Origin of the sequence: Acinetobacter lwoffii (assembly GCF_024129685.1) — a bacterium.
Lineage (GTDB): Bacteria > Pseudomonadota > Gammaproteobacteria > Pseudomonadales > Moraxellaceae > Acinetobacter > Acinetobacter lwoffii_X.
This window is the reverse complement of the sequence record NZ_JAMXXL010000014.1, coordinates 53,974-75,191: the sequence shown is the minus strand read 5'-3', so window position 1 is coordinate 75,191 and position 21,218 is coordinate 53,974. Positions and strand designations below refer to the sequence as shown.

Sequence of the window (21,218 nt, the reverse complement as noted above, 5' to 3'; positions counted from 1 at the left end):
CTGCAAATGGCTGGGTTAGTCCCGAAGCTTTTGAAAAAGAATATTTGAAAAATTTAGAGGGAACCGCTGTCTAATTATTTGGCTAGGATCATTTTAACCGGTCTTTGTCTTCTAATAATTCTTTAATACGGTCATTGAGACGCAAATACGGACTGATTAAAATTAAACGTTCTTTGGCATTTTTGATGAGTTCTTCTAAGAAAAAATTGGTTGCACTGGTATTTAGAAATTTAGCCATATTTTCCCTGTAATATTTTGAATATTATGTTTGTTATAGGGCAATAAGATATCGCTGAATCAGCAATCACTCAACCTTTAAATACATGCCATCCGCCGAGACATTATGTCCAAAACCACAAGACATCGGATTGCTGCTATTCACCACAATCTGTTGTCCAATTTGAGCGTTAAACTGAAATTTTAAATCAATTTTGCAATCTTCTACGCTGTAATTGGTCTGAGCTTTATTCAGTGGCATGCGGGTTGAAAATTCTCCCATATTTGGTCCATAAATCAGACTGCGCAAACCCATATAGAGTCCATTAAACTCAATTTGGTAGGCATTCGAAGCCCGTTTAACTTCCATCGTATTCCATTGACCAAAACCTGCATAACGAACATATTTTCCTGCAAGACTCTTTGATTTTTCTGGTGCAGGTAACTGTTTTAGATTGAACTGGCTGGCTTTAGCATTCGGGAAAACCGAGAACCAGGCGCGTGCCCATTGCGGCTTTCCAAGCTTGGCATAACTTAAGCCAACATTATTAAACGCCGTGGTGATATCGCGTTCGGAAAAAGCTGTACCACCGTCTTCTACATTCATCGCACAAAAGGATGACCATGCGGCTTGTTGCTCAAATTGCGCTATGGCCTTTTGATATTGTTTTTGGTCGTAGAATTTTTTGCCATTATTTGCATAGCTTTGCACTTTGCTACAGCCTGAACGGAGCTCTTTTTCAAAGTCTGAATCAGCAAAAGTGAGCATACTTAAACTTAAAAGACCAATAGACAATAGAGATTTATACATGGTGTTATTCAGTATGATTTTGAGCTGAATAAAACATAGCCGCTCGTATAAGTAAATAGAACTTGTGCTTATTAAACTGGATAACAACAAAATATCGTGATGGCCAAGTATTAAAAAGCTGAAGAGTAGTGTCCAGAAAGCAGTTCTGGAATAGTTTTAAACTAAGAATGAATCAAGCTTGATCCAGATTGAGTTGTAAGAGTACCAAATCACGCCATTGCCCAAACTTCTGTCCGACTTGCGGCATATAGGCAGTTTGAACGAAACCCAGTTTTTCATGCAGACGAATCGATGAGGTGTTTTCTGAATCAATCGCTGCGACCATGATATGCAATTTCTGTACTTGAGCCTGTTCAATTAAATACTGTAATAATTTAGAACCCAAACCTTGCCCTGCATAATCTGGATTTAAAAAGATGGAATGTTCTACCGTCTGTTGAAAGCCCTGAATACTACGAAACTGATCATAACAAGCATAGCCAGCAACGACTTGATTTTGAATATCTTCAACCACAAAAACCGGGAAATTCTGATTTTTAAGCTGTTTAAACCAGATTTTGAAATAGTTCAGATCAAAGGCTGTTCTGTTCCAGGTCGCAGTACCATAAAGTACTTCCTGATTATAAATCTTGAGGATGGTTTCAAGATCATGTTCGGTCGCAGGTCGAATGTCAAAATCAGGCATATTCTTGTTCTGGTAAGGTTGATCTGAAATCACAGTTTAAAAAAAAGCAGAACCGGAGTTCTGCCTTTGATCATACATCAATTAGAAATGATATTTCACAAGTGCGCTGACATCATTTTGGTCTACGCCTTTATAACCATATTTATTGTTCCAAACTGAATGTTCGATACCTACATAAAGTTTAGTGTCTGGAGAGATATGTTTACCTACATTCCATTTGTACTGAGATGTCCAGTTTAACTCACTTGCGTGACCATTCTTTTCAGCCGTTGACCAATCCAGGAATGCATCAACAAGGAAATCTTCAGTACCTAACTTAAATGGTACTGCGTAAGTGATGGTCATTTGATAATCATCTGCAGTGTTATCATTGTCAGCTTTGTAGAAGTTAATGTTTGCATATTGAGTATATGGAACATTTAAAGCAAAACCAACACCATACAAATAGTTATTAAAGCCTTCGCCACCTTCCCAAGTTGTCGCAACGAGTACGTCCTTGATTAGACCAACTTCAAGTTTAGTTCCTGAAACTGCACTTAAGCTTAAACGCGGTGCAACCTCAAAATAGGTACTATTACCTTCTGGATCATTGTTAGTACGATCAGCGAAAGCAAAGAAATCACCATATTTTAAACCTGCCGCATATTCAGCAGTAACTGTTGTTTGATCAAGCTTTTCATCTTGAGTGAGAAATGGTGATTTATAGTTTTCACCATAAAGACCTGTAACGCTAAAGTCCTGCCAAACTGGTTTTGCTTGAGCAAATGCTGCAGTTGAAGCCAATGCACAAAGTGCCGCAAGTTGTGTAAATTTCATTTAAATCTATCCCCCCGAGAAAGCAGAATAAGCATACAGATTAATAAGTAAAAATAAAGTTAAAAGTGATCGCTGACTTAAATATATTTCAGCCCCCATGAGTTGAATGAAGACGATCATCTTCCTCAGTTTTCATTGCCTTTCGCTGATACTTCTCTAAATTATTATTTTTTAAATAAAGTTGAATATGTAGTGCCTTAAAAGACTGAATGTATAACTAAAAATATAAAATCACTTCAATTTACGATGATTAACTTACAAAATCAGTAAAAAATAGGGGGGGATATACAGATTGTTTAGTAATTAATTTGGGCCTGAGGCTGAACAGCTTTGTTCTGTTTGTGTAATGAGGTTAGTTTGAAAATCTCAAATGACCGTCGTTTTATAAGCCTGTTCTCAGCCTCTTCAAGTGAGATTGAACGGTCTTATATTTCAATAAAAAATTATTTTGCAGGTTGTTATTTTAGAATGACGAAGGGGTATTTTTCCTGATTCTGCAAAAGTAACTAAATAATGATAAAGCAAATGATCTATTCAGGACTGTAAGGCTTACTAGATGCAGATCTTATAAGAAAAATTATTAGATAAAAGTGAGCTAATTTCGATAAAAAATACTTTTAATTCCTCTTTTTTAGGTTTTCTGGTCGAGTGTTATTTAAGCGATTTATCGGTCTGGCTAAAAAATTATTTCGAATTAAATCGTGTGAAAGGTTTTGAAATTACCAGTTGAAAAATCCTGCATTTTTGAGCTGAGTAAGCAGTTGTCACAATGGATTATTCTTTTGCTAAAAAACCAAAATATCACTTGCATATTTCCCAGATACAGCCGATATTCAAGATATAAGGACACGATTCTGCAGACTCAAAAATGTGTTCATCATTCAAAATGGAGGGTGTGATTCCAATCATTTGAAGAAGTGAAATGCGATGCGAAACAGCAAGCTACAAATGTGCCAAGATAAAAAATTTTGCACTCAAAAGTTACAAAGATTGAGGATGGTAATATATGAATATTGAACTTCGTACCGATAACCACATTCAGAATAGTGATCGTTTAATTACTTATGTACGGGAAGAATTAAATCAAGAATTCCAGCGCCACAGCGAACGTATTACCCATTTTTCAGTCCATCTCAGTGATGAAAATGGCGCCAAAGGCGGCGATGACGATATTCGTTGTATGATTGAAGCGCGTCCTGCAGGCTTGAAACCTGTCGTAGTCAATCATCGTGGCCATAATGTCGATACTGCGATCCATGGTGCAATTGACCGACTAAAACGTAGTCTGGAACATGTGATCGAGAAAAAAGACAATGTTCGTCCTGGTGCTCTCGAACTAGCAGACACAGATACTGCGGATATCGAAGACTAAGCCGAACCGATTTGAAAAAGCCCTGCGGGGCTTTTTTCGTATTAAACAAAAATATAGTTATGAGAAGCACAACAAATCCTGCTTTATTCGGCATAATAGTCGAAAACGAATCAAAGTGAGCTCCATCATGTTAACTGCGCAACAACAACTTTTTGTGCAAGCACTCGAAGAATTAAATCTGGACCAGGTCAAACAGCTGCTGGCAGATGGACTCAACCCGAATTTTATTGATCATGACAAAGGCCCGGTGATTTCGGTCTGGTCAGATGGCCTGTTTAAATGGTGGGAAGAAGTGTGTGAGCTGTATGAAGCCGGAACACCACTTTCAGAAGAGGAGAAACAGGCACGTTTGGCGGTACATTTACAGATTCTGGAAGAACTGATCCAGGCCAAAGTGAATCTGCATTTGTGGGATGCAGAAGAAATTTATGGTCCACTCTGGGATGCCGCAAGTGCCGCATGCGCGCCAGCTGTACAGCGTTTACTGGATGAAAAAGTCGATCCAAATAGCAAAGATGAAGATGGCATGACTATTTTATCTTCAATTAGTGATCTATTCTTTGATTGTGATTTTGATGAAATCAACTGGTCAGAAGCCTTGGATGAAGAAAAACAGACGCTAGAACTGCTTCGCAAGCATGGCGCAAAAATGACCAAAGAACTCAGTTAAATTTTAATAAAGAGCTCCAACATGACAACATTAAAAACCTTGGGTTTGATTGCACTGGCCGGTTGTAGTGCACAGCTTTTCGCAGCAGATTTTGAATTTGATCGACCAGGTGAGGGTCTCAGTACTGGAATTACTCCAGTCGGAAATGTCGCTTGGGAGCAAGGCTTGCCTACAGCGCGTTATAGCAAGTCGGGCGATCAGACCGCGACCACACTCAGTGCAGATATGTTGTTACGTACCGGACTCAGTGATGATCTGGAATTGCGTTTAGGTTGGGCTGGCCCGACCTGGACCCAAGTGAAATCCAATGGCCAGACCGAAGAAGATGATGGTCTGGGCGATGTTAGTATTGGTCTGAAAAAGGCCATTGATTTGGATGATGACAAACTCAGTATGGCTTTGCTGGCCGAAGCCATCATTGCAACAGGCAATGCCGGTTTCACTAATGAAGAAGATATTTACAGCTTGGGTTCTGTCGTGTCGTCTCAATATAATGACTTGGTCAGTACCGCATTGACCATGCGTTATGAATGGCAGGACAGCAACTGGGCAGTGTCTGCGATTCCTTCTCTAGGCTACCGTATTACTGATCGCTGGTCAGGTTATTCTGAACTGATTTACCGTAAAGCTGAAAGTGTCGATAATCAATACGCGCTCGGTACCGGGGTTATGTATGCCTTAAACGACCGTGTCCAATTGGATGCGAATGTCGGTGTAGATCTGGATGGTGCAGATCGAAGTTACTTCTCAGGCCTAGGTTTCTCTGTGCTGTTCTAAGTTATCCAACTCACAGATGATGAAATACTCGCAGTTCCCGACCTGGGGGAAAATGCTTGCCCTGGTTATTTTGGGAAGCACCTTGTTCAGCAGTCCTGCTCAGGCGGAAACTGCATTGTTGTCTGCCGAGCAGGCTTTTCCTGTGAGCGTGATCTCCACCAGTCAGCAGCAGGCTGAACTGAGTTGGCAGATTCCAGACAACTATTATCTGTATCAGCATAAAATTGAAGTCCGGCAGGGCAACCAACCGGTGTCGTTTGAGTTGCCACCCGCTGAAGATTTATATGATGATAACTATGGACATACCCAGGTTTATTATCAGCAGTTAAAGTTTCAAATTCCGACTCAGGCGGGGCAATCCTATCAGGTCAGCTGGCAGGGCTGTGCCAAAGACCGGATCTGTTATCCGCCACAAACCATTCAGTTCAAGACCGATTTGTCTGGTCTGGTGCAATTTGAAGCTACCGGATCAGGAACAAAGCGTTTACTTGATCTGAATACTTCATCACTGCAACACAATACCCTATTTAATGCAGCGGACTCCTCAGAATCTACAGCAAATGAAATCTCTGCATCAGCCCACACACAAACTGAACCCTATGCAGCACAAGACCAGAAATGGTCAGCCCAACTGCTTGAACGCTCTTTGGGCTATGGGCTTTTGCTGTTCTTTGGCTTAGGCATTTTACTGGCTTTTACACCGTGTTCCTTGCCGATGCTGCCGATTCTGACCTCGCTGATCGTACGTGACAGTAAAGGACTGAAAGCCTGGATGATTGCACTGACTTTTGTCAGCAGTATGGCCGCTGTCTATGCAGTACTTGGCCTAATTGCATCTTCGGCCGGCCTGAATTTTCAGCGCTGGTTGCAGCAACCGGGAACCCTGATCGCATTTAGCATCCTGTTTGTCCTGTTTGCCCTGAATCTGTTTGGCCTGTTTGAAATCAAACTGCCGCAACGTCTGGTTCATCGTCTGGATCGGGCACAGGCCATGCAGCAGGGAGGCAGTCTGGTCAGTGCCGGTGTCATGGGCATGATCTCGGCGCTTCTGGTGGGGCCATGCATGACCGCACCGCTGGCAGGCGCATTATTGTTTATTTCCCAGACGCAAAGTCAGTGGCAGGGAGCTTTACTGCTGTTTACTTTAGGTTTTGGGATGGGCACGCCTTTATTGCTGGCCAGTATTCTGGGTGCACGGATTCTGCCTAAAGCCGGGCATTGGATGAATCAGATCAAAGTGCTCTTTGCCTTTATCATGCTGGCGCTGGCGCTGTATTTTATTCGCCCACTGATTTCAGAAGCCGCTTTACAATGGTTATCCCTAGCTTTGGGTATGACCTTCGTGGCTTATGTGCTGTTCCGGATTTTCTGGCATCGTACCGGTTTGAGATGGCTATATATCCTGTGTCTGGTACTGGCCGTGCCCTATATCGCTTATAGCCAATATCAGCACAGTCAGCGTTTTTTTGTGGAGCAGGCGAGCACAGAAGCCAAGTGGCATGTGGCACGTAGTGCAGCAGAATTTCAGCAGATTTTGGACAGGGCACCACAAGGGCAAAAGATTATTATTGATGTCTACGCCGACTGGTGTGTTGCCTGTCAGCCGATCGAACATCGTATTTTAAAATCTGCAGCGGTACAGCAGGCGCTTGCGCCATATTTCCTGATCAAGCTGGATTTAAGCCAATATAATGTCTCTCATCAAGCGCTGTTAAACCAATGGGAAATTCTCGGGCCGCCGACGTATTTATTCTTGAATGCGCAGCAGCAGGAAATTAGGGGTTTACGTTTAACCGGTGCTTTTAGCGAGGCAGAATTGCTGGCACAGCTGCAAGCACTGGCTCAAAGTGAAAATCCATAATTTAGTTCTTAAAAAAAGCTGAACCCGTTTAAGAAACCTGCATCTGTACTGGCACCGGTTCAGCATAAGCTTTGACCAGATTACGCCCACCGGCTTTAGCCTGATAAAGCGCCTGATCAGCCTGACTCAATAACTGCTGCGGGCGTAATTCCGCGCTAGAAATGGCAATCCCGAAACTGGCGGTCACCGGAATCAGCTCATCCTCATCACTGAAAATCTGCAATTGCTGAATGGCGATGCGGCAGCGTTCAGCCACTTGTTCGGCTTTTTCCAGACTGGTATTTTTAAGCACCAAAATAAATTCTTCCCCGCCAAAACGGCCGACTACATCACTTTCGCGCAATTGCTGATTCAGCACGGCACTCACTTCGACTAAGGTTTCATCACCCTTATGATGGCCATAGTGATCATTAATTTTCTTGAAATGATCCAGATCCAATAGCACTAAAGCATAATTGGGAGTGGCTGCGGCATTCAGTTTATCCAGACATTGGTTGATACTACGGCGGTTAAACAGATTGGTGAGCGGATCAATCTGGCTCAGCTGTTTGATCAGCTGCTCGCGATGACGCCATTGACTGAGCAGAATCTCGAATAACACCATACAGACGGCCAGAATTGGCAAAATGAAATACAGCATCGATAACAGCCAGAAACCATTATAAAAAAGCTTGTCATCGATATTAAAGAGCGGTGAATAAGGTAATTGATGACTGAAACTTAAATAGGCACATCCGCCTAGGAAAATTGACGCTGGAATCAGCATGCTATAAACCAGCGTGCGATGGAACAGCACCAGTCCCACCATAATTAAACAGACATAGGAGGTCGTGGCCACAGGGCTGATCACCCCGACGAGATAGGCGTCACGACACAACGAGATAACAAAAGTACCCACTGCCATATAAGGCAGATAACGTTCAATCAGCTGATTCCCCTGAAATTTATAACAGGGAAAAATCAGGAGAAATAGAATTACCAGAAAGCTGCTGTTCAGAGTAATTTGTGTATAGACCCGTTCTAGATGAACATATTGCCAATATTCGGGATTTAATAACACGAAAATATCCCAGCCGAGCCAGGTCAGATGTACTCCGCATCCCAAGGTCAGCATCAGGATGCATTTCTTCAGGATGCGCCAGTTCATCACGACTTCATCTTCGACCAGGTATTTCTTGATTCTGTGTCTTAGCACTTTTTCTAATACAGGCGATATTCGCTTCATGGTCCCGGTCTGACTTTAATTGTTATGGCAGATTTTTTTTAAGACTTATTGGATATTTATAACTTTATTTACACAAGATAACATAAGTTTGAATGCTTGATAAACAACAATATTTAAAACATTTTTGTGATTTAGTTGATATCTGATCTGCTCAGTCTTTGCCGATAGCGCAAGTGATCCAGGCTATGTCAAAGGGTCTTAATCAAAATTAAAGAGGTTAAGAGGTATACAGTTTTGTTCTAAATTCAGGATGATGTGTTTTATTTGTACTAATTATTTCAATATAGTCAATCGTTAAAATGGCTGCATTGTTAGAAACAACCAAAGATAAAGAGCGAAACCATGAAAGTTTTACAGATTGATTCCAGTATTTTAGGAGATGCTTCTATTTCGCGTCAGTTGACTCAGGCTGTGGTGGAACAACTGCAGCAAAAATATGCTGAGGCCATTGAAGTTGAGTATCTGGATCTGGCTGCACAGCCTATTCCTCATCTTACCGCCGAAATTTTAATGGGCCAGAATGCAGAACAAACGGCATTGGGCGAGGAAATTTTAGATCAATATTTACAGGCTGATGTCGTGGTGATTGGTGCAGCGATGTATAACTTCGGTTTGCCATCAACCCTAAAAGCCTGGATTGACCGGATCTGTGTCGCGGGACGTACTTTTAAATATACCGAACAAGGTCCTGTGGGTTTGGCGGGCAATAAGAAAGTGTATATTGCCAGCAGCCGTGGTGGTGTCTATGGCGAGCAAAGCCCGGCTGATTTTCAGGAGGCTTTCCTGAAAACCGTGTTTAACTTTACCGGTGTGAATGATATCGAAGTGATTCGTGCTGAAGGAGTGAACATGGGCGAAGCGGTTAAAGCCCAAGCATTGCAAACTGCATTGCAGCAAGTTCAGGCCATTTAAAACCTAAAACCTTTTTTCAAAGGGTCAGCTACGGCTGACCTTTTTTATATGCTAAATCATGCTTAATCTCGGTCCAGACGATGGGCAAATTCTGCAAGATCGGTCAGCGCCTGTTTGGCTTCATCGAACCAGGCACTGAACATCTGGAAGTTGTGCCACATGCCGGTATAGAGTTTAAATTCGACCTCGACACCCGCCTGTTCCGCTTTTTCTTTAAAACGACTAGCATCATCCAGCAGAATTTCCTTGGAACCTACCTGAATATGAATCGGTGGCAAGCCGGCTAAATCGGCAAAAAAAGGAGAAACTTCCGGATCACCACGATCAATCGAACGCGGCACATAATATTCAATCCCGGTTTGAACCGTTTCCAGAGACAGCAGGGCATCATGCTTCTGGTTATAACGTAAAGATTCACTGGTCAACGTTAAATCCAGCAGTGGAGACAGCAGAATCAGACCGCTGACCTGTGGCAGACTTTCCTGCTGTATTTTGAGTGCCAGCGCCAAGGCCAGATTGGCACCGCAAGAATCGCCGGACAGAATAATATCTTTGGCCTGAACACCTTGATCCAGTAGCAGATTATAGACATCAAACAAGGCTTCCAACGCTTCTGGATAGGCAGATTCGGGTGATAGCGGATAATCGACATGCAGCACCTGCATCTGGGTTCGAGCCGCAATTTGAGTCATAAAGGCACGATGGGTATTTAAAGAACCTAAGTAAAATGCGCCGCCATGAATATGAAAAATCAGCTGGGTCGATTCCTGCTGCGGCTTAATTTCTTCCGCGCGCAGTCCGGCCAATCGAAGCGAGCGAATCTGTACCGTTTTATCCTGAGGGAAAAGTTTGCACATCTGTTCCAGAGCAATGCGCATTGAACTCGGTGGAAGACTGAATCTGCTCGGGGCACGAATGGCCGTTTTTAAAAAGCTTTCTGTAATTAATTGTTTCGTTAGCGGGCTTATCTTCATCTTCCTTCCATCTTTTTGTGCTTTTATTGATCGTGTAGATTATTTACCAACCATATTTACAAGGTTACACTAAATAGTCACACCTAAAAATTGAAAAATTGTTGTAACTTTTTAATACTACATGGGTCTATTTTCAGACTAAGGAAATGAAGAAAAATGAAAAAAATAGCGCTTACGTTAGGACTACTAGGCTTATCTGCACTGGCTAATGCCGCGGATCCTTTAAATGGCACGGTATGGAAAACCATTGATGATAAAACCAAGCAGCCTAAGGCCATGGTTAAATTCACTGAACAAAAGAACGGCACTTTGTCAGCTAGTATTCAGTCTGTGTTAACTCCAGGTGAAGAAAATGCCTGCAAAAAATGTGAAGGTCCATATCACAACAAATCTCTGAAAGGCTTGACCATTGTTAAAGGTTTGAAAAATGCTGGTGGTACGAGTTATGACAGCGGTTCGATCCTAGATCCGCAATCTGGTAAAACCTATAAGTTGAAAGGCCAGCTGGCAGACGGTGGCAAGAAACTTGAGCTACGTGGTTTCATCGGCGTAGCGGCATTGGGTCGTAACCAGACCTGGATTCGTGCCAACTAATTTATTTTAAGCAGATATACAAAAGCCTGACCAATGTCAGGCTTTTTTTATGAGTGTTATTCAATACATGATATTAGCGGGCTAAGCCACGATAAGCTGTTTCATCAAAACCGGCAATAAATCCTGTAGAGGTCGCCAAGATTGGACGTTTAATTAAACTGGTATGGGTAGTTAATGCATTAATTAATGCATCTTCACTCGACAGGGCGGTTAGTTGCTCTTCTTCACTAAGTTTACGCCAGGTGGTGCCTTTCTTGTTCAGGACCACATCCTGACCCAAGGCATCTAGCCAGGTTCTGATGGTTTCAGCATCGATGCCCTGTTTTTTATAATCATGAAATTCATAACTCAGACCTTGCTCAGTCAGCAGATCAAAGGCTTTTTTCATCGAACTGCAATTTTTAATTCCGTAAATTTTTAACATAGCTGCCCTCTAAAAAATTTAAATCATGAACTAGCTTAACCAAATTGGCAGCAGCAGACCATGCAAAAGCAAATGAAAAAAAAGAAAAAATTTTAAATAGCAGAAAAGTCATGTCATCAAAATGACATCAAGCAGCTTTAACATGAGCAGCAAGAAAAAGAACAATCTAAATAATAAGAAAAATAAAAATTTGGGAATGATAGAAATAGAAAACCCGCATTTAATCATCCTGATCATGCGGGTCTCAATCCAACGTCCAATGTCACATCCATGCAAAACAAGCTAAATCTATAGTCTGTTTTATTTTCGTCCTACGGCGTCCTGTCCTTATGTTGTCGTCCTGACATGTCCTTGTGCCGTAGCGCTATAATGCTATGTTATTACATTGAGATAAACCCAAAAAATACGTCATGTCATGTAAGAGATAAGCCTTAATTGAGTGAACAACTGTTCACTCAATTAAATAATCCAGATTATAGTTTGTAGTCGATAATCACGGGGGCATGGTCGCTAAACCATTGTTCTTTATAGACCCAGGCATTAATGGTGCGCTCTTTCCAGTCCGGAGAGCAGGCATGATAATCAATCCGCCAACCAACATTCTTGGCACGCGCCTGTCCACGGTTTGACCACCAGGAGTATAATTCGGCTTCTTTGCGGACTTCACGGAAAGTATCGACATAACCAAGCTCATCGTAGATATGATCTAGCCAGGCACGTTCGTGCGGTAAACAGCCCGAGGCTTTCTGGTTACCCGACCAGTTTTTAATATCGATACGTTTATGCACGATATTGTAGTCACCGCAGACAATCACCGATTTATTTTCATCGCGCCACTGTTTCAGGATTTTTGCATATTCTTCCAGAAAGTGATCTTTACGCGCTTGCGCTTCATCACCCGATGAACCCGAAGGCAGGTACAGGGAACAGATCTGTACAGTTTGTTCTAGACCCAAGTCAAATTCAGCGGCAATAAAACGGCCTTGTGAATCGGCCAGTTCAAAACCCAGGCCATCGGTCAGAGACACAAAAGGCAGACGGCTATAAATGGCCGTACCGGCATAACCCGGACGCTCGGCAGGAAACAGGTGCGTGTACCAGCCTTCAGGCTTGAATTTATCGGTCCACTGCGCATGCGTGATCCGGCTTTCCTGCATGCAAATCACGTCGGCATCCGACTGTTCCATCCATTCTAATAGACCTTTGGTGACAGATGAGCGTAAGCCGTTGACATTAATTGAAACGACGCGAAGAATTTTTTGATCACCTGGATAGCTACTCTTTGGTATCATGCGCAAGTCTTACCTTAATTAATGGATTTAGGAGCACCTCATGTCAACGCCAGCTCAGTTTAACCCACAAGCTTTTATCGAACTCGCATTATCACGCGGTGTGCTTAAATTTGGTGAGTTTACTTTAAAATCGGGACGTGTGAGTCCCTATTTTTTTAATGCGGGTCTGTTGAATGATGGTGAAGCCTTGACACTGCTGGCTTCTGGCTATGCTGCAAAACTGATTAAATGTGACCATGTTGAAGTGATTTTTGGACCTGCCTATAAAGGCATTCCTTTTGTGGCAGCAACTGCTGTGGCTCTGTCGCAAAATCATGGGGTAAGTGTGCCGTGGGGTTTTAATCGCAAGGAAGCCAAAGACCATGGCGAGGGTGGCGTATTGGTCGGTGCTTCTGTAGAAGGTAAAAAAGTCTGGATCATTGATGATGTGATTACCGCAGGCACAGCGATTCGTGAAGTCGTCACCATCCTGAAAAATGCCGGTGCGCAGATTGCGGGTGTGCTAGTTGCATTAGACCGTCAGGAAAAAGGTCAGGGCGAACTGTCTGCGATTCAGGAAGTGCAGCAAGAGCTTGAGATTCCTGTACATGCCTTAATTACCATGAAAGATTTAATGGACTATCTGGAAGCGAAAGGCGACCTAGCAGCTTTGGCGAAAATGGAAGATTACCGTGTTAAATATGGGATCTAAGCCTAGATTGGCATAGAAAAGGAAGCTTGAGCTTCCTTTTTTTGTAGATGTTCAATTTGCTAAACATTTGAAATTTATTATCTCTGTCTATTCTTGTAAGCATTGGCTTACATCAATTCCAGCACTTTGCGGCTGTTTTGAATAGTGGAAATTTCCTATGATAGCTTTAACAGGAACAGGAGGTTCCACACAAGAATAACAATAGATAAATACAAGGAAAGTAAGGTACGACAGGAGTTATACCAAGCGAACCCATACGGAAAGCCCCTGGCAGGATGCTAGGGGTTTTTCATTTTTATCTTTTATAAAGTCTAACTGAGCAGCAGTGATTCAGAAACATGATTCTTAAAAATTCACTTTTGATGAGCTAAACAGACAATCAGAAAACCTTTCACCAAAATTATGAATCTTCAGTGCTAAAAAAAGCACCTGAAGGTGCTTTTTCTTATTGCTGGGCTAAATTATAGCGCAACGATATTGATCGCATTTGGACCTTTTTGACCATCAACCACGCTAAAAGAAACGCGTTGACCTTCAAACAAAGTTTTGAAACCAGAACTGCTGATTTCTTTGAAATGAGCAAAAACGTCAGGACCTGATTCTTGTTGAATAAAACCAAAACCTTTAGTTTCGTTAAACCATTTTACTGTACCGGTAACTGTAGTAGACATAATATAACCTGTTAAATTTTAATAATTTTAGTCATGCAAATGACTATGGATAACTTGGAAAAACAACAAGAATTGAAATAAAGATCTGAAAAAACGGAGGATTATAAATAATACTGCGGCACTTAAAGAAGCTTAACTAAACAACGCTTTTTTCTAGTTAAAGACAGCATAGCCTAAATCAGAAAATATTCAAGTTTTTTATATTTATTATTTATTTTTCTTATAAAAGTGGCTCCATTCTTGTTTTTTAAAGAATTTCAAGCTGTTTACTTGAGCTTTATCGGTTGTATTTAAGCTTTAACCAAGCTAAACAATAAATACACGTTGTGTTTGTGTTACTTTATGTTAATCAAAATCGTTCAGTACCCAGCAAGATTTTACTAAGTCAGTGTATTTTATAACTTTGGGTAAATTAGTATTTGTAGTTTTAAGATAGTTATCGTCATTGTTTGTGTATAAAAATCCACCTATATTAAAATTCAATTGGAAAAATTAACTATAAGAATTTCTTGATTTTAATTTAAAACCAAATACGAGTGAGTCTCATGGATTACTGGAACAGTGTGTTACTTATATCCATCATCACCATGGTTGGACTGGCCATGATCATCCTGTTCGTCGGATGTAAAATGTGGAAGAACTTGGTGGTCACTTTACTGATTGCCACCTTGATTGGTTTTCTGATTGTATGTGCAATCAATTTTGTTTTTGGCGATCGTCTTCAATTTCTATGGGGTGCCCCTGAGACTGGTGATAGTAATTTTATGCTGGAAATGGGGCTGCTGAGCCTGTTAATTGGCGGTGTAAGTACCTTTATCATTATGTTAGGCACTTTGGTTGCTAAAAGTAACAGTGGAAATCAAGGCGATGAAGACTAGTTTTTCGCAAAATAACAAGTGTCTTAATGAGCGGGAAAGTACAGAAAAGCATTGCATGTACAGTTCATAGGCTTAAAAAATCTTTCTCAGTCAAATGTATAGTGCCATAGCGCTACGGGACATGAATGGCGTTTCACATCCCGTAGCTGCATAATTTTCTGTATCAAAAATTTAGAACATCATTCTTAGACCTGCACCATAGATCCAGCCTTTTTCTGAATCAGAACTTTGCTGCCAGGCTGTCTGTTGGTTGCCTTTACTATATTCATAACCCACTTCCAAATAAGGCATGAGCTTTTTGCTCAGTTCATAGCGTGTTTCCAGGCCCAAGGTGGCATGACTAAGGCCGGTTTTTTTCGCATTAGCTGCCTGATCATTCAGGATGACATCCAGTTCGACAAAGGGTTGCATAATCAGTTTCTGAGTCAGTAACAGGTCACGCTCTGTTTTCAGTTTTAATCCGACAAAGTCATCTTCACCAACATAGACATGAGCATCCGTTTCGAAAAAGTAGGGAGCCAGGCCATGTAGCCCAAATACTGCATCGAAGCGCTCGTTCTGCTGGTTTATAGAAGGCTCGGCTAAATTTTCCTGTCGATAGCGCACCCCGGTCTGCACATCCCAGAAATCAGAAATATTTCGGCTATACAACACTTTGGCATCATATTCGGCCTGACGGGATTCATGTTTGTCGGCTTCTAGCTTGAGGAAAATTTTATTTTCATCCGTGCCGACTCTGGCCTGGTTCTTGGACTTGAATGCTCCATTTCCCTCTGAACTATGCTGCCATTTCTGGTCCAGAATAATCTGGCTATAAATCTGTGCGCCATGTTCTTTACGATGATCATGTTCGCTGGCAGAACTGACTGAATTTTGTGGTGTGTTCAGCGCCTGCTGTTGATGCAATAACTTTGGTGGCGGTTGATGAGAAACGGCATTTGCTGTTTCAGTATGCTGTGCGTGGTCATCAGCCATGTTTTGCATGGCATGATATCCGCTATGATGCTGATGTTCATTATGACCCGTATGCTCGCTAGAAGCTGCCGCAAAAATACTCAGACTGCTTAGGGTAAGCGCACTGCTAAGCACTGACTTTACAAAAAGATTAGTGATGTGCATGGCTTTCTCCTTGGGCAGCTGCTGGCTTTGACGGCGTTTTTTGTGAAGAAGGGTGAGATGCTTGATCTTCGTCAACCTGTGCCACAATCAGCTTGTTCATCATGCCGGCACTCATGTGATAGAGCAGATGGCAGTGAATCGCCCATTCTCCCAGTTCATCTGCTGTGAGCAGGGTGGTCACCGTTTTCCCGGGCGGCACAATCACGGTGTGTTTATTTGGCATATTTGCAGCAGACTGACCATTTTCCAGCTGCATAAACATGCCATGCAAATGCATCGGATGGGCCATCATGCTGTCATTGATAAATTTCAGCCGGATCCGCTCGCCATATTTCACCTGAAGTGGCTCGGCATCACTGAATTTTTTACCATTCATGGTCCAGATATAGCGCTCCATAGTTCCACCCAGACGAATCACCAGTTCACGTTCTGCTGCGCGGGTATCAGGTTGCGGTGTCAGGGCTTTGAGGTCTTGATATTGCAAGGCTTTGTGCCCTGCAGGCGTAGACATATTGGCCCAGCCCTGAACAGGCTGATTGGTTCCGGACATGGCACTATGACTTGCATGCATGTCGTGCTGGGCATGCTGATCATGTTCACTTGTGACAGTCTGCGTGGTCTGACTGCTGTGTGCGTCATGCGACATGTCATGCTGTTCGCCATGTCCCATATCTTCCATGGTCAATAAGGCACGAGGGCGCGGTGTCGGTAATTGAACCGGGGCCGGGGTTTTGCTTGAATCAGTTGCCTGATGCAAACTGCCAATGGCAAAGCCTGAGCGGTCGATCGATTCCGCTTCAATCTGGTAATGCGCTGCAGTGGGTTCCACAATCACATCATAGGTTTCAGCAGTTCCAATCCGGAATTCATCTACAGCGACCGGCTGCACAGCTTGTCCATCGGCGCTGACCACGGTCATTTTCAGCTGGGGAATACGCACATCGAAAAACGACATGGCAGAAGCATTGATGAAACGCAGGCGGACTTTTTCATTGGGCTGGAACTGGCCACTCCAGTTTTGTTGCGGCGTTTTTCCATTGATCAGAAAGGTATAACCGGTAACATCAGATAGGTCGGTTTTCAGCATACGCATCTGGTTCCACATCTTGCGGTCTGACCAGGTGGCCTTGAGGCCGTCACGTTTTACCTGCTTAAATACATCGCCAACGGTTTCGCGCTGGTTCTGATAATATTCGGCCGATTTTTTTAAATTGTTCTGAATCTGCTGGCTGCCCTGTTCGTGAAAATCCGACAGCATCACCACATAATCCCGCTCGGTTTGTTCATGTGCAGGTAGCAATGTCTGGGCTTTGGGGCGAATCACCAAGGCGCCATAGAGGCCGTCCTGTTCCTGACCTTTGGAATGTGCGTGATACCAGTAGGTGCCGTTTTGACGAACCTTGAAGCGATAAGTAAAAGACTGTTTCGGTTTGATGCCCTGAAAACCGTTAAATCCGGGGACACCATCCATCAGCCCGGGCAGGAGCAGGCCATGCCAGTGCAGTGAGGTATCCTGATTGTTCAGGTTGTTTTGTACATGAATGACTGCATCATCACCTTCTTCGAATTCCAGCAAGGGTGCAGGGAATTTTCCGTTTACAGTGATACGCTTGACCGTCTTTCCGGTGAGATTGATCGGGCTTTCATCAATGACCAGATGATATTCTTTTACGGCTGCAAACAAGGCAGACGACGAGATGAGACCGAAGCCCAGACACAGGCTTTGACTGATTTTAAGCAACATAACTTAATCCTTAATGAATAAAAAAATTTAAAAATTCAGGATCAAGCTTTGGGTGGGCGCAGGATTTCTTGCCAGTAACCGACAAGGTGCTGGGCATGGTAAGCAGGGAGGAGGGTTTTTTCCGGATAACCGTGATCAGGCACGCTTAACTCGGGCGTTGTAATGGGCAGGCTGGTGACCAAGTTCTGGCAGGCCATAGTGCCACAATCCAGACAATCTGATGACTGCTGGGTGCTGTCACTGACACAGTCCGGCTGAATCAGTTCCTGATCTTGATGATGATCAGTCTTATGCAGCGAGTGAGAAGCAGAGGGTTTTGTCATTTCCAGACAATGAGGATTCGTTTTTTCAGACGGCATAACCAGATGCATGGTGTTTGCAGATGCGACAGACACACTGCTCCAGCCTATGGCAAAAACCACAAGCATCACCAACCAGATCTGTTTGACGAGCCGTATGAGCAAAAGTACACCCTGAAAAAATGCGCTGCATGTTTGAGCAATAAAAGCATAAACGCAGTAACTCAAATTAGCAAATTCTGGACAAGATTATTTTTTAGGTCACCTACATACTACTTTTTTCATAGGTTCAGGTTTCAGTTTCGCACTTTTCGCATTTTTTACAGTCTAGCAGCATCCCGAGTTTTTCTTTACGTCCTTGCTCGGTCATCACCCATGGGCGATTTTGCCATGGCGGGGTATGCCGCACATGCTGGCCATGTCCGCAGGCCAGCTCTGCAACCCAATGCTGTTCCTCATCCAGGTGAAAACCGATAATGGCCTGTTGCATGGCAAACCTCCTGTGGGCTCAATCTGTCTCAGTACCTATATAAAATAAGTCATGCAAAATCACCATAAACAAAAGAATCGACACAAGCTATACTCCTTGCCAAGTCATTTTTTGAAAAAGAGCAGAGACACATGCGCGTACTTGTTGTGATGGATCCCATTGAAAATGTAAACCTGAAGAAAGACTCGACCATGGCGATGCTATGGGCAGCAGCACGTCGCGGGCATGAACTCGGTTATGCATTGCAGCAAGATTTATATATCGACCAGGGCAAGGCCTTTGGTCTGATCGCGCCGTTACAGGTATTTGAAGACTACGATCATTATTGTGAACTCGGCGAAAAACGCAAAGAGTCGATCGCTGCTTATGACGTTGTCTTGATGCGTAAAGATCCGCCTTTTGATATGAACTTTGTCTATACCACTTATATTCTGGAACAGGCAGAGCGCGAAGGGGCATGGATTATCAATAAGCCACAAAGCCTGCGTGACTGTAATGAAAAACTGTTCGCAACCCAGTTCCCGCATCTGCAAGTTCCGACCTTGGTGACTTCGCAACAAAGCCTGATCCGTGAATTTCTCAAAGAACAGGTCGATGTGATTGTAAAACCGCTAGATGGTATGGGTGGCACCGGGATTTTCCGTCTGTATCAGGATGGCATCAACATCGGTTCAACCATTGAAATGCTGACCAATAATGGTACCCAGCCGATTATGGCGCAGCGTTATATTCCGGAAATTGTCGAAGGCGATAAACGCATCCTGATGATTAATGGCGAGCCAGTGCCATATTGTCTGGCCCGTATTCCACAAAATGGTGAAGTGCGCGGTAATCTGGCCGCGGGTGGCCTGGGCGAGGCGCGCCCACTGACTGAAACTGACAAAGCCATTGCAGCAAAAGTAGGGCCGTATCTCAGAGAGAAAGGTCTGGTCTTTGTGGGGCTGGATGTGATTGGAAATTATGTTACTGAAATTAATGTAACCAGTCCAACCTGTATCCGTGAAATTGATGCGCAGTTTGGCACCTCGATTGCGGATGATCTGTTTGCCGTGCTGGAAGCAGGTCAGGCCAATCAGGTTTAAAGGTAAAATCAGGTGAAAGAAGAGTCTGCTTGCAGGCTCTTTTTACCTTTTTTATTTCGGGTAACGCTTAAATAAATATGCCGTCATTACCATGCCCAGCATCGAAAGGCAGACGGTGATAATGGCAAGATTGGCCCAGTATTGAGTGGCAGATATCAGCGCAGCGCTCAGGGTCGGTATAAAAAACTGTGCGCAGGCTGAAATTTGTAAAACCAGACCCACACTGGCCGCTGCTGCATAGGCACGTGGTGCATAGTGCAGGGTAATCGCAAAAACAGTGGTTGGGATCATCCCGCCAATCAGTGAAAACAGCACGGCACTGACAACCTGCAATTCAAATGAGAGCCAGGAATTTGCAGCAAATACCAAGCAACTGCTGCAGAGCATTGCTACAAATCCGGTACTCAATAAGGTGTGCGGTCTATAACCCTGTTGCAGCAACATGCCTGCGCCAAAAGTACCGCCTAGGTTGGCCAGCACGACCATTGAAGCCAGCATCCCTGCGCGTTTTAAGTCTAGCCCCTGTTCGACATACAGCGTAGGCAGGAAGCCCGTGACAGTGATCCATTGACTGCTATAACAGGCAAAAATAATCGCCAGACAGATAATCGATGGGTGGGTCAGGGTAATTTTAACAATCTGCCAGAATGAGGTGTTTTCCGTAGCTGGCTGAGAAGAGTCTGGCTGTGTTACCAAGACAGGTTCAATATTTAAATATTGTTTAATCATGCCAGCAATGACAAGGCACAGGCAGCCCAAAATGGCCCAGATCATTTGCCAGTCCAGATATTCAAGCAGGAGAGGAATCGTCAATACGGCCAGACTGACACCGATGCCCATATAGGAACTCCAGAGTCCCATCTTGAAATTCAGTGTCTCAGCGCGGCTGGTACGTTTTAAAATTGCTGGCGCACACAAGGAAATGGTTAAAAACCCGATTCCTTCCATAAAGCGCAATACATATAAAGTGGCAGGCTGCGTAATCCAAAGCCCGGCAAAACTGCTCAGCCCTAAAATGATTAAGGCCATGATCAGGCAGCGCTTTAATCCCATTTTTTCCGAGAAGGCGCCAATGCATAGCGCAAACAGCATTCCGGCAGCCTGCACCAACGCTAATGAAAAACCAGCCTGGGTAAAACTCAGGTTTAAATCCTGCTGCAATACAGGAATCACGGCCGAAAGTTTGCCGACATGGATCGCAGCCAGATAACCGGCCAAGATAATCCATACATCATGACATGATATTTTTGACATTTATCCGAACTGAGTCCATTTAAAGCATCTGCTTGTACATCAAGCATCATTCATATATAGATATGAATAACATGAAAGTTTTATAAAATTGATAGGATTTAAGCCTAAGCTCATTAGTCGATGATAGGATATGGATTGACCGGGAGTGAGCTGTAAAGGGTTCTAAATAAAGCCCTGTCCGTGGCAAGGTTATTGATAATATAATGAGAAAATCATTTAAAATTGCTATGATATGTCACTTAAGTCGAAGGAAAAGTGCAGACCTTATAAATAAAACGAGTCTAAACTTGGAATTTGCATGAAAAAAACAATTAAAGCCTTGTTGAAATAAAGTAAATAAACTTTCATGGCCTGAGGTTTG

The 21,218-nt window shown here is 43.2% G+C and carries 22 protein-coding genes and 1 pseudogene; 9 read left to right on the top strand and 14 right to left on the bottom strand.

Going from position 1 to position 21,218, the window contains the following annotated elements; translation table 11 throughout:
• Window positions 1–91 precede the first annotated feature (91 nt).
• The 4 genes and pseudogenes from NI464_RS08685 to NI464_RS08670 all read right to left on the bottom strand — a co-directional run.
• Window positions 92–238: pseudogene (locus NI464_RS08685) on the bottom strand (DNA repair protein); the annotation flags it as partial.
• Between the two features lie 66 nt (window positions 239–304).
• Entirely contained in the window at window positions 305–1,027 is a 723-nt protein-coding gene (locus NI464_RS08680) for a hypothetical protein (RefSeq protein ID WP_004729122.1), read from the bottom strand.
• A 172-nt stretch (window positions 1,028–1,199) separates the two neighbouring features.
• Window positions 1,200–1,712 (bottom strand): GNAT family N-acetyltransferase, encoded by a 513-nt coding sequence (locus tag NI464_RS08675; RefSeq protein WP_004729124.1) that lies wholly within the window; start codon window positions 1,710–1,712, stop codon window positions 1,200–1,202.
• A gap of 81 nt (window positions 1,713–1,793) precedes the next feature.
• Window positions 1,794–2,528 (bottom strand): outer membrane protein OmpK, encoded by a 735-nt coding sequence (locus tag NI464_RS08670; protein ID WP_004281284.1) that lies wholly within the window; start codon window positions 2,526–2,528, stop codon window positions 1,794–1,796.
• Window positions 2,529–3,534: 1,006 nt separating this feature from the next.
• On the opposite strand from NI464_RS08670, the gene NI464_RS08665 reads away from it, so the two are divergent.
• The 4 genes from NI464_RS08665 to dsbD all read left to right on the top strand — a co-directional run bounded on the left by NI464_RS08665 (window position 3,535) and on the right by dsbD (window position 7,208).
• The gene (locus NI464_RS08665) at window positions 3,535–3,900 is read left to right on the top strand and encodes an HPF/RaiA family ribosome-associated protein (RefSeq protein WP_004647220.1); all 366 of its coding nucleotides are present in this window, start codon (window positions 3,535–3,537) and stop codon (window positions 3,898–3,900) included.
• A 127-nt stretch (window positions 3,901–4,027) separates the two neighbouring features.
• Complete coding sequence (locus tag NI464_RS08660; protein ID WP_004647221.1) at window positions 4,028–4,570, top strand: hypothetical protein; 543 nt, start codon at window positions 4,028–4,030, stop codon at window positions 4,568–4,570.
• 21 nt (window positions 4,571–4,591) lie between these two features.
• The gene (locus NI464_RS08655) at window positions 4,592–5,347 is read left to right on the top strand and encodes a transporter (protein WP_004729129.1); all 756 of its coding nucleotides are present in this window, start codon (window positions 4,592–4,594) and stop codon (window positions 5,345–5,347) included.
• 19 nt (window positions 5,348–5,366) lie between these two features.
• A complete protein-coding gene (gene dsbD / locus NI464_RS08650; RefSeq protein WP_004729130.1) occupies window positions 5,367–7,208 on the top strand; it encodes a protein-disulfide reductase DsbD in 1,842 nt (613 codons plus the stop codon).
• 28 nt (window positions 7,209–7,236) lie between these two features.
• On the opposite strand, the gene NI464_RS08645 is transcribed toward dsbD, so the two are convergent.
• The gene (locus NI464_RS08645) at window positions 7,237–8,433 is read right to left on the bottom strand and encodes a GGDEF domain-containing protein (RefSeq protein WP_138742628.1); all 1,197 of its coding nucleotides are present in this window, start codon (window positions 8,431–8,433) and stop codon (window positions 7,237–7,239) included.
• 342 nt (window positions 8,434–8,775) lie between these two features.
• On the opposite strand from NI464_RS08645, the gene NI464_RS08640 reads away from it, so the two are divergent.
• A complete protein-coding gene (locus NI464_RS08640; protein WP_004281290.1) occupies window positions 8,776–9,345 on the top strand; it encodes an FMN-dependent NADH-azoreductase in 570 nt (189 codons plus the stop codon).
• 62 nt (window positions 9,346–9,407) lie between these two features.
• On the opposite strand, the gene NI464_RS08635 is transcribed toward NI464_RS08640, so the two are convergent.
• Window positions 9,408–10,319 (bottom strand): alpha/beta hydrolase, encoded by a 912-nt coding sequence (locus tag NI464_RS08635; RefSeq protein WP_004729134.1) that lies wholly within the window; start codon window positions 10,317–10,319, stop codon window positions 9,408–9,410.
• 156 nt (window positions 10,320–10,475) lie between these two features.
• On the opposite strand from NI464_RS08635, the gene NI464_RS08630 reads away from it, so the two are divergent.
• A complete protein-coding gene (locus NI464_RS08630; protein ID WP_005105342.1) occupies window positions 10,476–10,913 on the top strand; it encodes a DUF2147 domain-containing protein in 438 nt (145 codons plus the stop codon).
• 73 nt (window positions 10,914–10,986) lie between these two features.
• Here NI464_RS08630 and NI464_RS08625 read toward each other — a convergent pair whose 3' ends face one another.
• Both NI464_RS08625 and NI464_RS08620 read right to left on the bottom strand, forming a co-directional pair.
• Window positions 10,987–11,337 carry a Spx/MgsR family RNA polymerase-binding regulatory protein gene (locus NI464_RS08625; RefSeq protein ID WP_004729138.1) on the bottom strand — a complete coding sequence of 117 codons (351 nt, stop codon included), beginning with the start codon at window positions 11,335–11,337 and terminating at the stop codon, window positions 10,987–10,989.
• Window positions 11,338–11,810: 473 nt separating this feature from the next.
• Window positions 11,811–12,629, bottom strand: a complete 819-nt coding sequence (locus NI464_RS08620) for an exodeoxyribonuclease III (RefSeq protein ID WP_004729140.1) — start codon at window positions 12,627–12,629, stop codon at window positions 11,811–11,813.
• Between the two features lie 40 nt (window positions 12,630–12,669).
• On the opposite strand from NI464_RS08620, the gene pyrE reads away from it, so the two are divergent.
• On the top strand, window positions 12,670–13,320 hold the full coding sequence (pyrE, locus tag NI464_RS08615) for an orotate phosphoribosyltransferase (RefSeq protein ID WP_004729142.1): 651 nt from the start codon (window positions 12,670–12,672) through the stop codon (window positions 13,318–13,320).
• Window positions 13,321–13,781: 461 nt separating this feature from the next.
• On the opposite strand, the gene NI464_RS08610 is transcribed toward pyrE, so the two are convergent.
• Window positions 13,782–13,991, bottom strand: a complete 210-nt coding sequence (locus tag NI464_RS08610) for a cold-shock protein (protein ID WP_004281299.1) — start codon at window positions 13,989–13,991, stop codon at window positions 13,782–13,784.
• Between the two features lie 545 nt (window positions 13,992–14,536).
• Between NI464_RS08610 and NI464_RS08605 the strand changes: the two genes are divergently transcribed.
• On the top strand, window positions 14,537–14,869 hold the full coding sequence (locus NI464_RS08605) for a hypothetical protein (RefSeq protein ID WP_004729144.1): 333 nt from the start codon (window positions 14,537–14,539) through the stop codon (window positions 14,867–14,869).
• Window positions 14,870–15,040: 171 nt separating this feature from the next.
• Here NI464_RS08605 and NI464_RS08600 read toward each other — a convergent pair whose 3' ends face one another.
• From NI464_RS08600 to NI464_RS08585, 4 genes are all read right to left on the bottom strand, one after another.
• Complete coding sequence (locus NI464_RS08600) at window positions 15,041–15,988, bottom strand: copper resistance protein B (RefSeq protein WP_004729146.1); 948 nt, start codon at window positions 15,986–15,988, stop codon at window positions 15,041–15,043.
• Window positions 15,975–17,732: a copper resistance system multicopper oxidase gene (locus NI464_RS08595; RefSeq protein ID WP_138742627.1), complete on the bottom strand. Its 1,758-nt coding sequence runs from the start codon at window positions 17,730–17,732 to the stop codon at window positions 15,975–15,977. Before NI464_RS08595 ends, NI464_RS08600 begins: the two co-directional genes overlap by 14 nt.
• 41 nt (window positions 17,733–17,773) lie before the next feature.
• Window positions 17,774–18,196 carry a hypothetical protein gene (locus NI464_RS08590; protein ID WP_171476901.1) on the bottom strand — a complete coding sequence of 141 codons (423 nt, stop codon included), beginning with the start codon at window positions 18,194–18,196 and terminating at the stop codon, window positions 17,774–17,776.
• A gap of 124 nt (window positions 18,197–18,320) precedes the next feature.
• On the bottom strand, window positions 18,321–18,521 hold the full coding sequence (locus NI464_RS08585; protein WP_004281307.1) for a DUF3565 domain-containing protein: 201 nt from the start codon (window positions 18,519–18,521) through the stop codon (window positions 18,321–18,323).
• Between the two features lie 131 nt (window positions 18,522–18,652).
• Between NI464_RS08585 and gshB the strand changes: the two genes are divergently transcribed.
• On the top strand, window positions 18,653–19,603 hold the full coding sequence (gshB, locus tag NI464_RS08580; protein WP_004729150.1) for a glutathione synthase: 951 nt from the start codon (window positions 18,653–18,655) through the stop codon (window positions 19,601–19,603).
• A 51-nt stretch (window positions 19,604–19,654) separates the two neighbouring features.
• Here gshB and NI464_RS08575 read toward each other — a convergent pair whose 3' ends face one another.
• The gene (locus NI464_RS08575) at window positions 19,655–20,857 is read right to left on the bottom strand and encodes an MFS transporter (protein WP_035340693.1); all 1,203 of its coding nucleotides are present in this window, start codon (window positions 20,855–20,857) and stop codon (window positions 19,655–19,657) included.
• Between the last annotated feature and the right edge of the window lie 361 nt (window positions 20,858–21,218).

Coding starts and splice junctions, on each gene's coding strand:
- NI464_RS08640 (WP_004281290.1), top strand. CDS start 8,776: ATGAAAGTTTTACAGATTGATTCCAGTATTTTAGGAGATGCTTCTATT.
- NI464_RS08625 (WP_004729138.1), bottom strand. CDS start 11,337: ATGTTAAAAATTTACGGAATTAAAAATTGCAGTTCGATGAAAAAAGCC.
- NI464_RS08665 (WP_004647220.1), top strand. CDS start 3,535: ATGAATATTGAACTTCGTACCGATAACCACATTCAGAATAGTGATCGT.
- NI464_RS08645 (WP_138742628.1), bottom strand. CDS start 8,433: ATGAAGCGAATATCGCCTGTATTAGAAAAAGTGCTAAGACACAGAATC.
- dsbD (WP_004729130.1), top strand. CDS start 5,367: ATGAAATACTCGCAGTTCCCGACCTGGGGGAAAATGCTTGCCCTGGTT.
- NI464_RS08585 (WP_004281307.1), bottom strand. CDS start 18,521: ATGCAACAGGCCATTATCGGTTTTCACCTGGATGAGGAACAGCATTGG.
- NI464_RS08630 (WP_005105342.1), top strand. CDS start 10,476: ATGAAAAAAATAGCGCTTACGTTAGGACTACTAGGCTTATCTGCACTG.
- NI464_RS08635 (WP_004729134.1), bottom strand. CDS start 10,319: ATGAAGATAAGCCCGCTAACGAAACAATTAATTACAGAAAGCTTTTTA.
- NI464_RS08575 (WP_035340693.1), bottom strand. CDS start 20,857: ATGTCAAAAATATCATGTCATGATGTATGGATTATCTTGGCCGGTTAT.
- NI464_RS08620 (WP_004729140.1), bottom strand. CDS start 12,629: ATGATACCAAAGAGTAGCTATCCAGGTGATCAAAAAATTCTTCGCGTC.
- NI464_RS08605 (WP_004729144.1), top strand. CDS start 14,537: ATGGATTACTGGAACAGTGTGTTACTTATATCCATCATCACCATGGTT.
- NI464_RS08595 (WP_138742627.1), bottom strand. CDS start 17,732: ATGTTGCTTAAAATCAGTCAAAGCCTGTGTCTGGGCTTCGGTCTCATC.
- NI464_RS08600 (WP_004729146.1), bottom strand. CDS start 15,988: ATGCACATCACTAATCTTTTTGTAAAGTCAGTGCTTAGCAGTGCGCTT.
- NI464_RS08660 (WP_004647221.1), top strand. CDS start 4,028: ATGTTAACTGCGCAACAACAACTTTTTGTGCAAGCACTCGAAGAATTA.
- NI464_RS08670 (WP_004281284.1), bottom strand. CDS start 2,528: ATGAAATTTACACAACTTGCGGCACTTTGTGCATTGGCTTCAACTGCA.
- NI464_RS08675 (WP_004729124.1), bottom strand. CDS start 1,712: ATGCCTGATTTTGACATTCGACCTGCGACCGAACATGATCTTGAAACC.
- NI464_RS08655 (WP_004729129.1), top strand. CDS start 4,592: ATGACAACATTAAAAACCTTGGGTTTGATTGCACTGGCCGGTTGTAGT.
- pyrE (WP_004729142.1), top strand. CDS start 12,670: ATGTCAACGCCAGCTCAGTTTAACCCACAAGCTTTTATCGAACTCGCA.
- NI464_RS08680 (WP_004729122.1), bottom strand. CDS start 1,027: ATGTATAAATCTCTATTGTCTATTGGTCTTTTAAGTTTAAGTATGCTC.
- NI464_RS08610 (WP_004281299.1), bottom strand. CDS start 13,991: ATGTCTACTACAGTTACCGGTACAGTAAAATGGTTTAACGAAACTAAA.
- gshB (WP_004729150.1), top strand. CDS start 18,653: ATGCGCGTACTTGTTGTGATGGATCCCATTGAAAATGTAAACCTGAAG.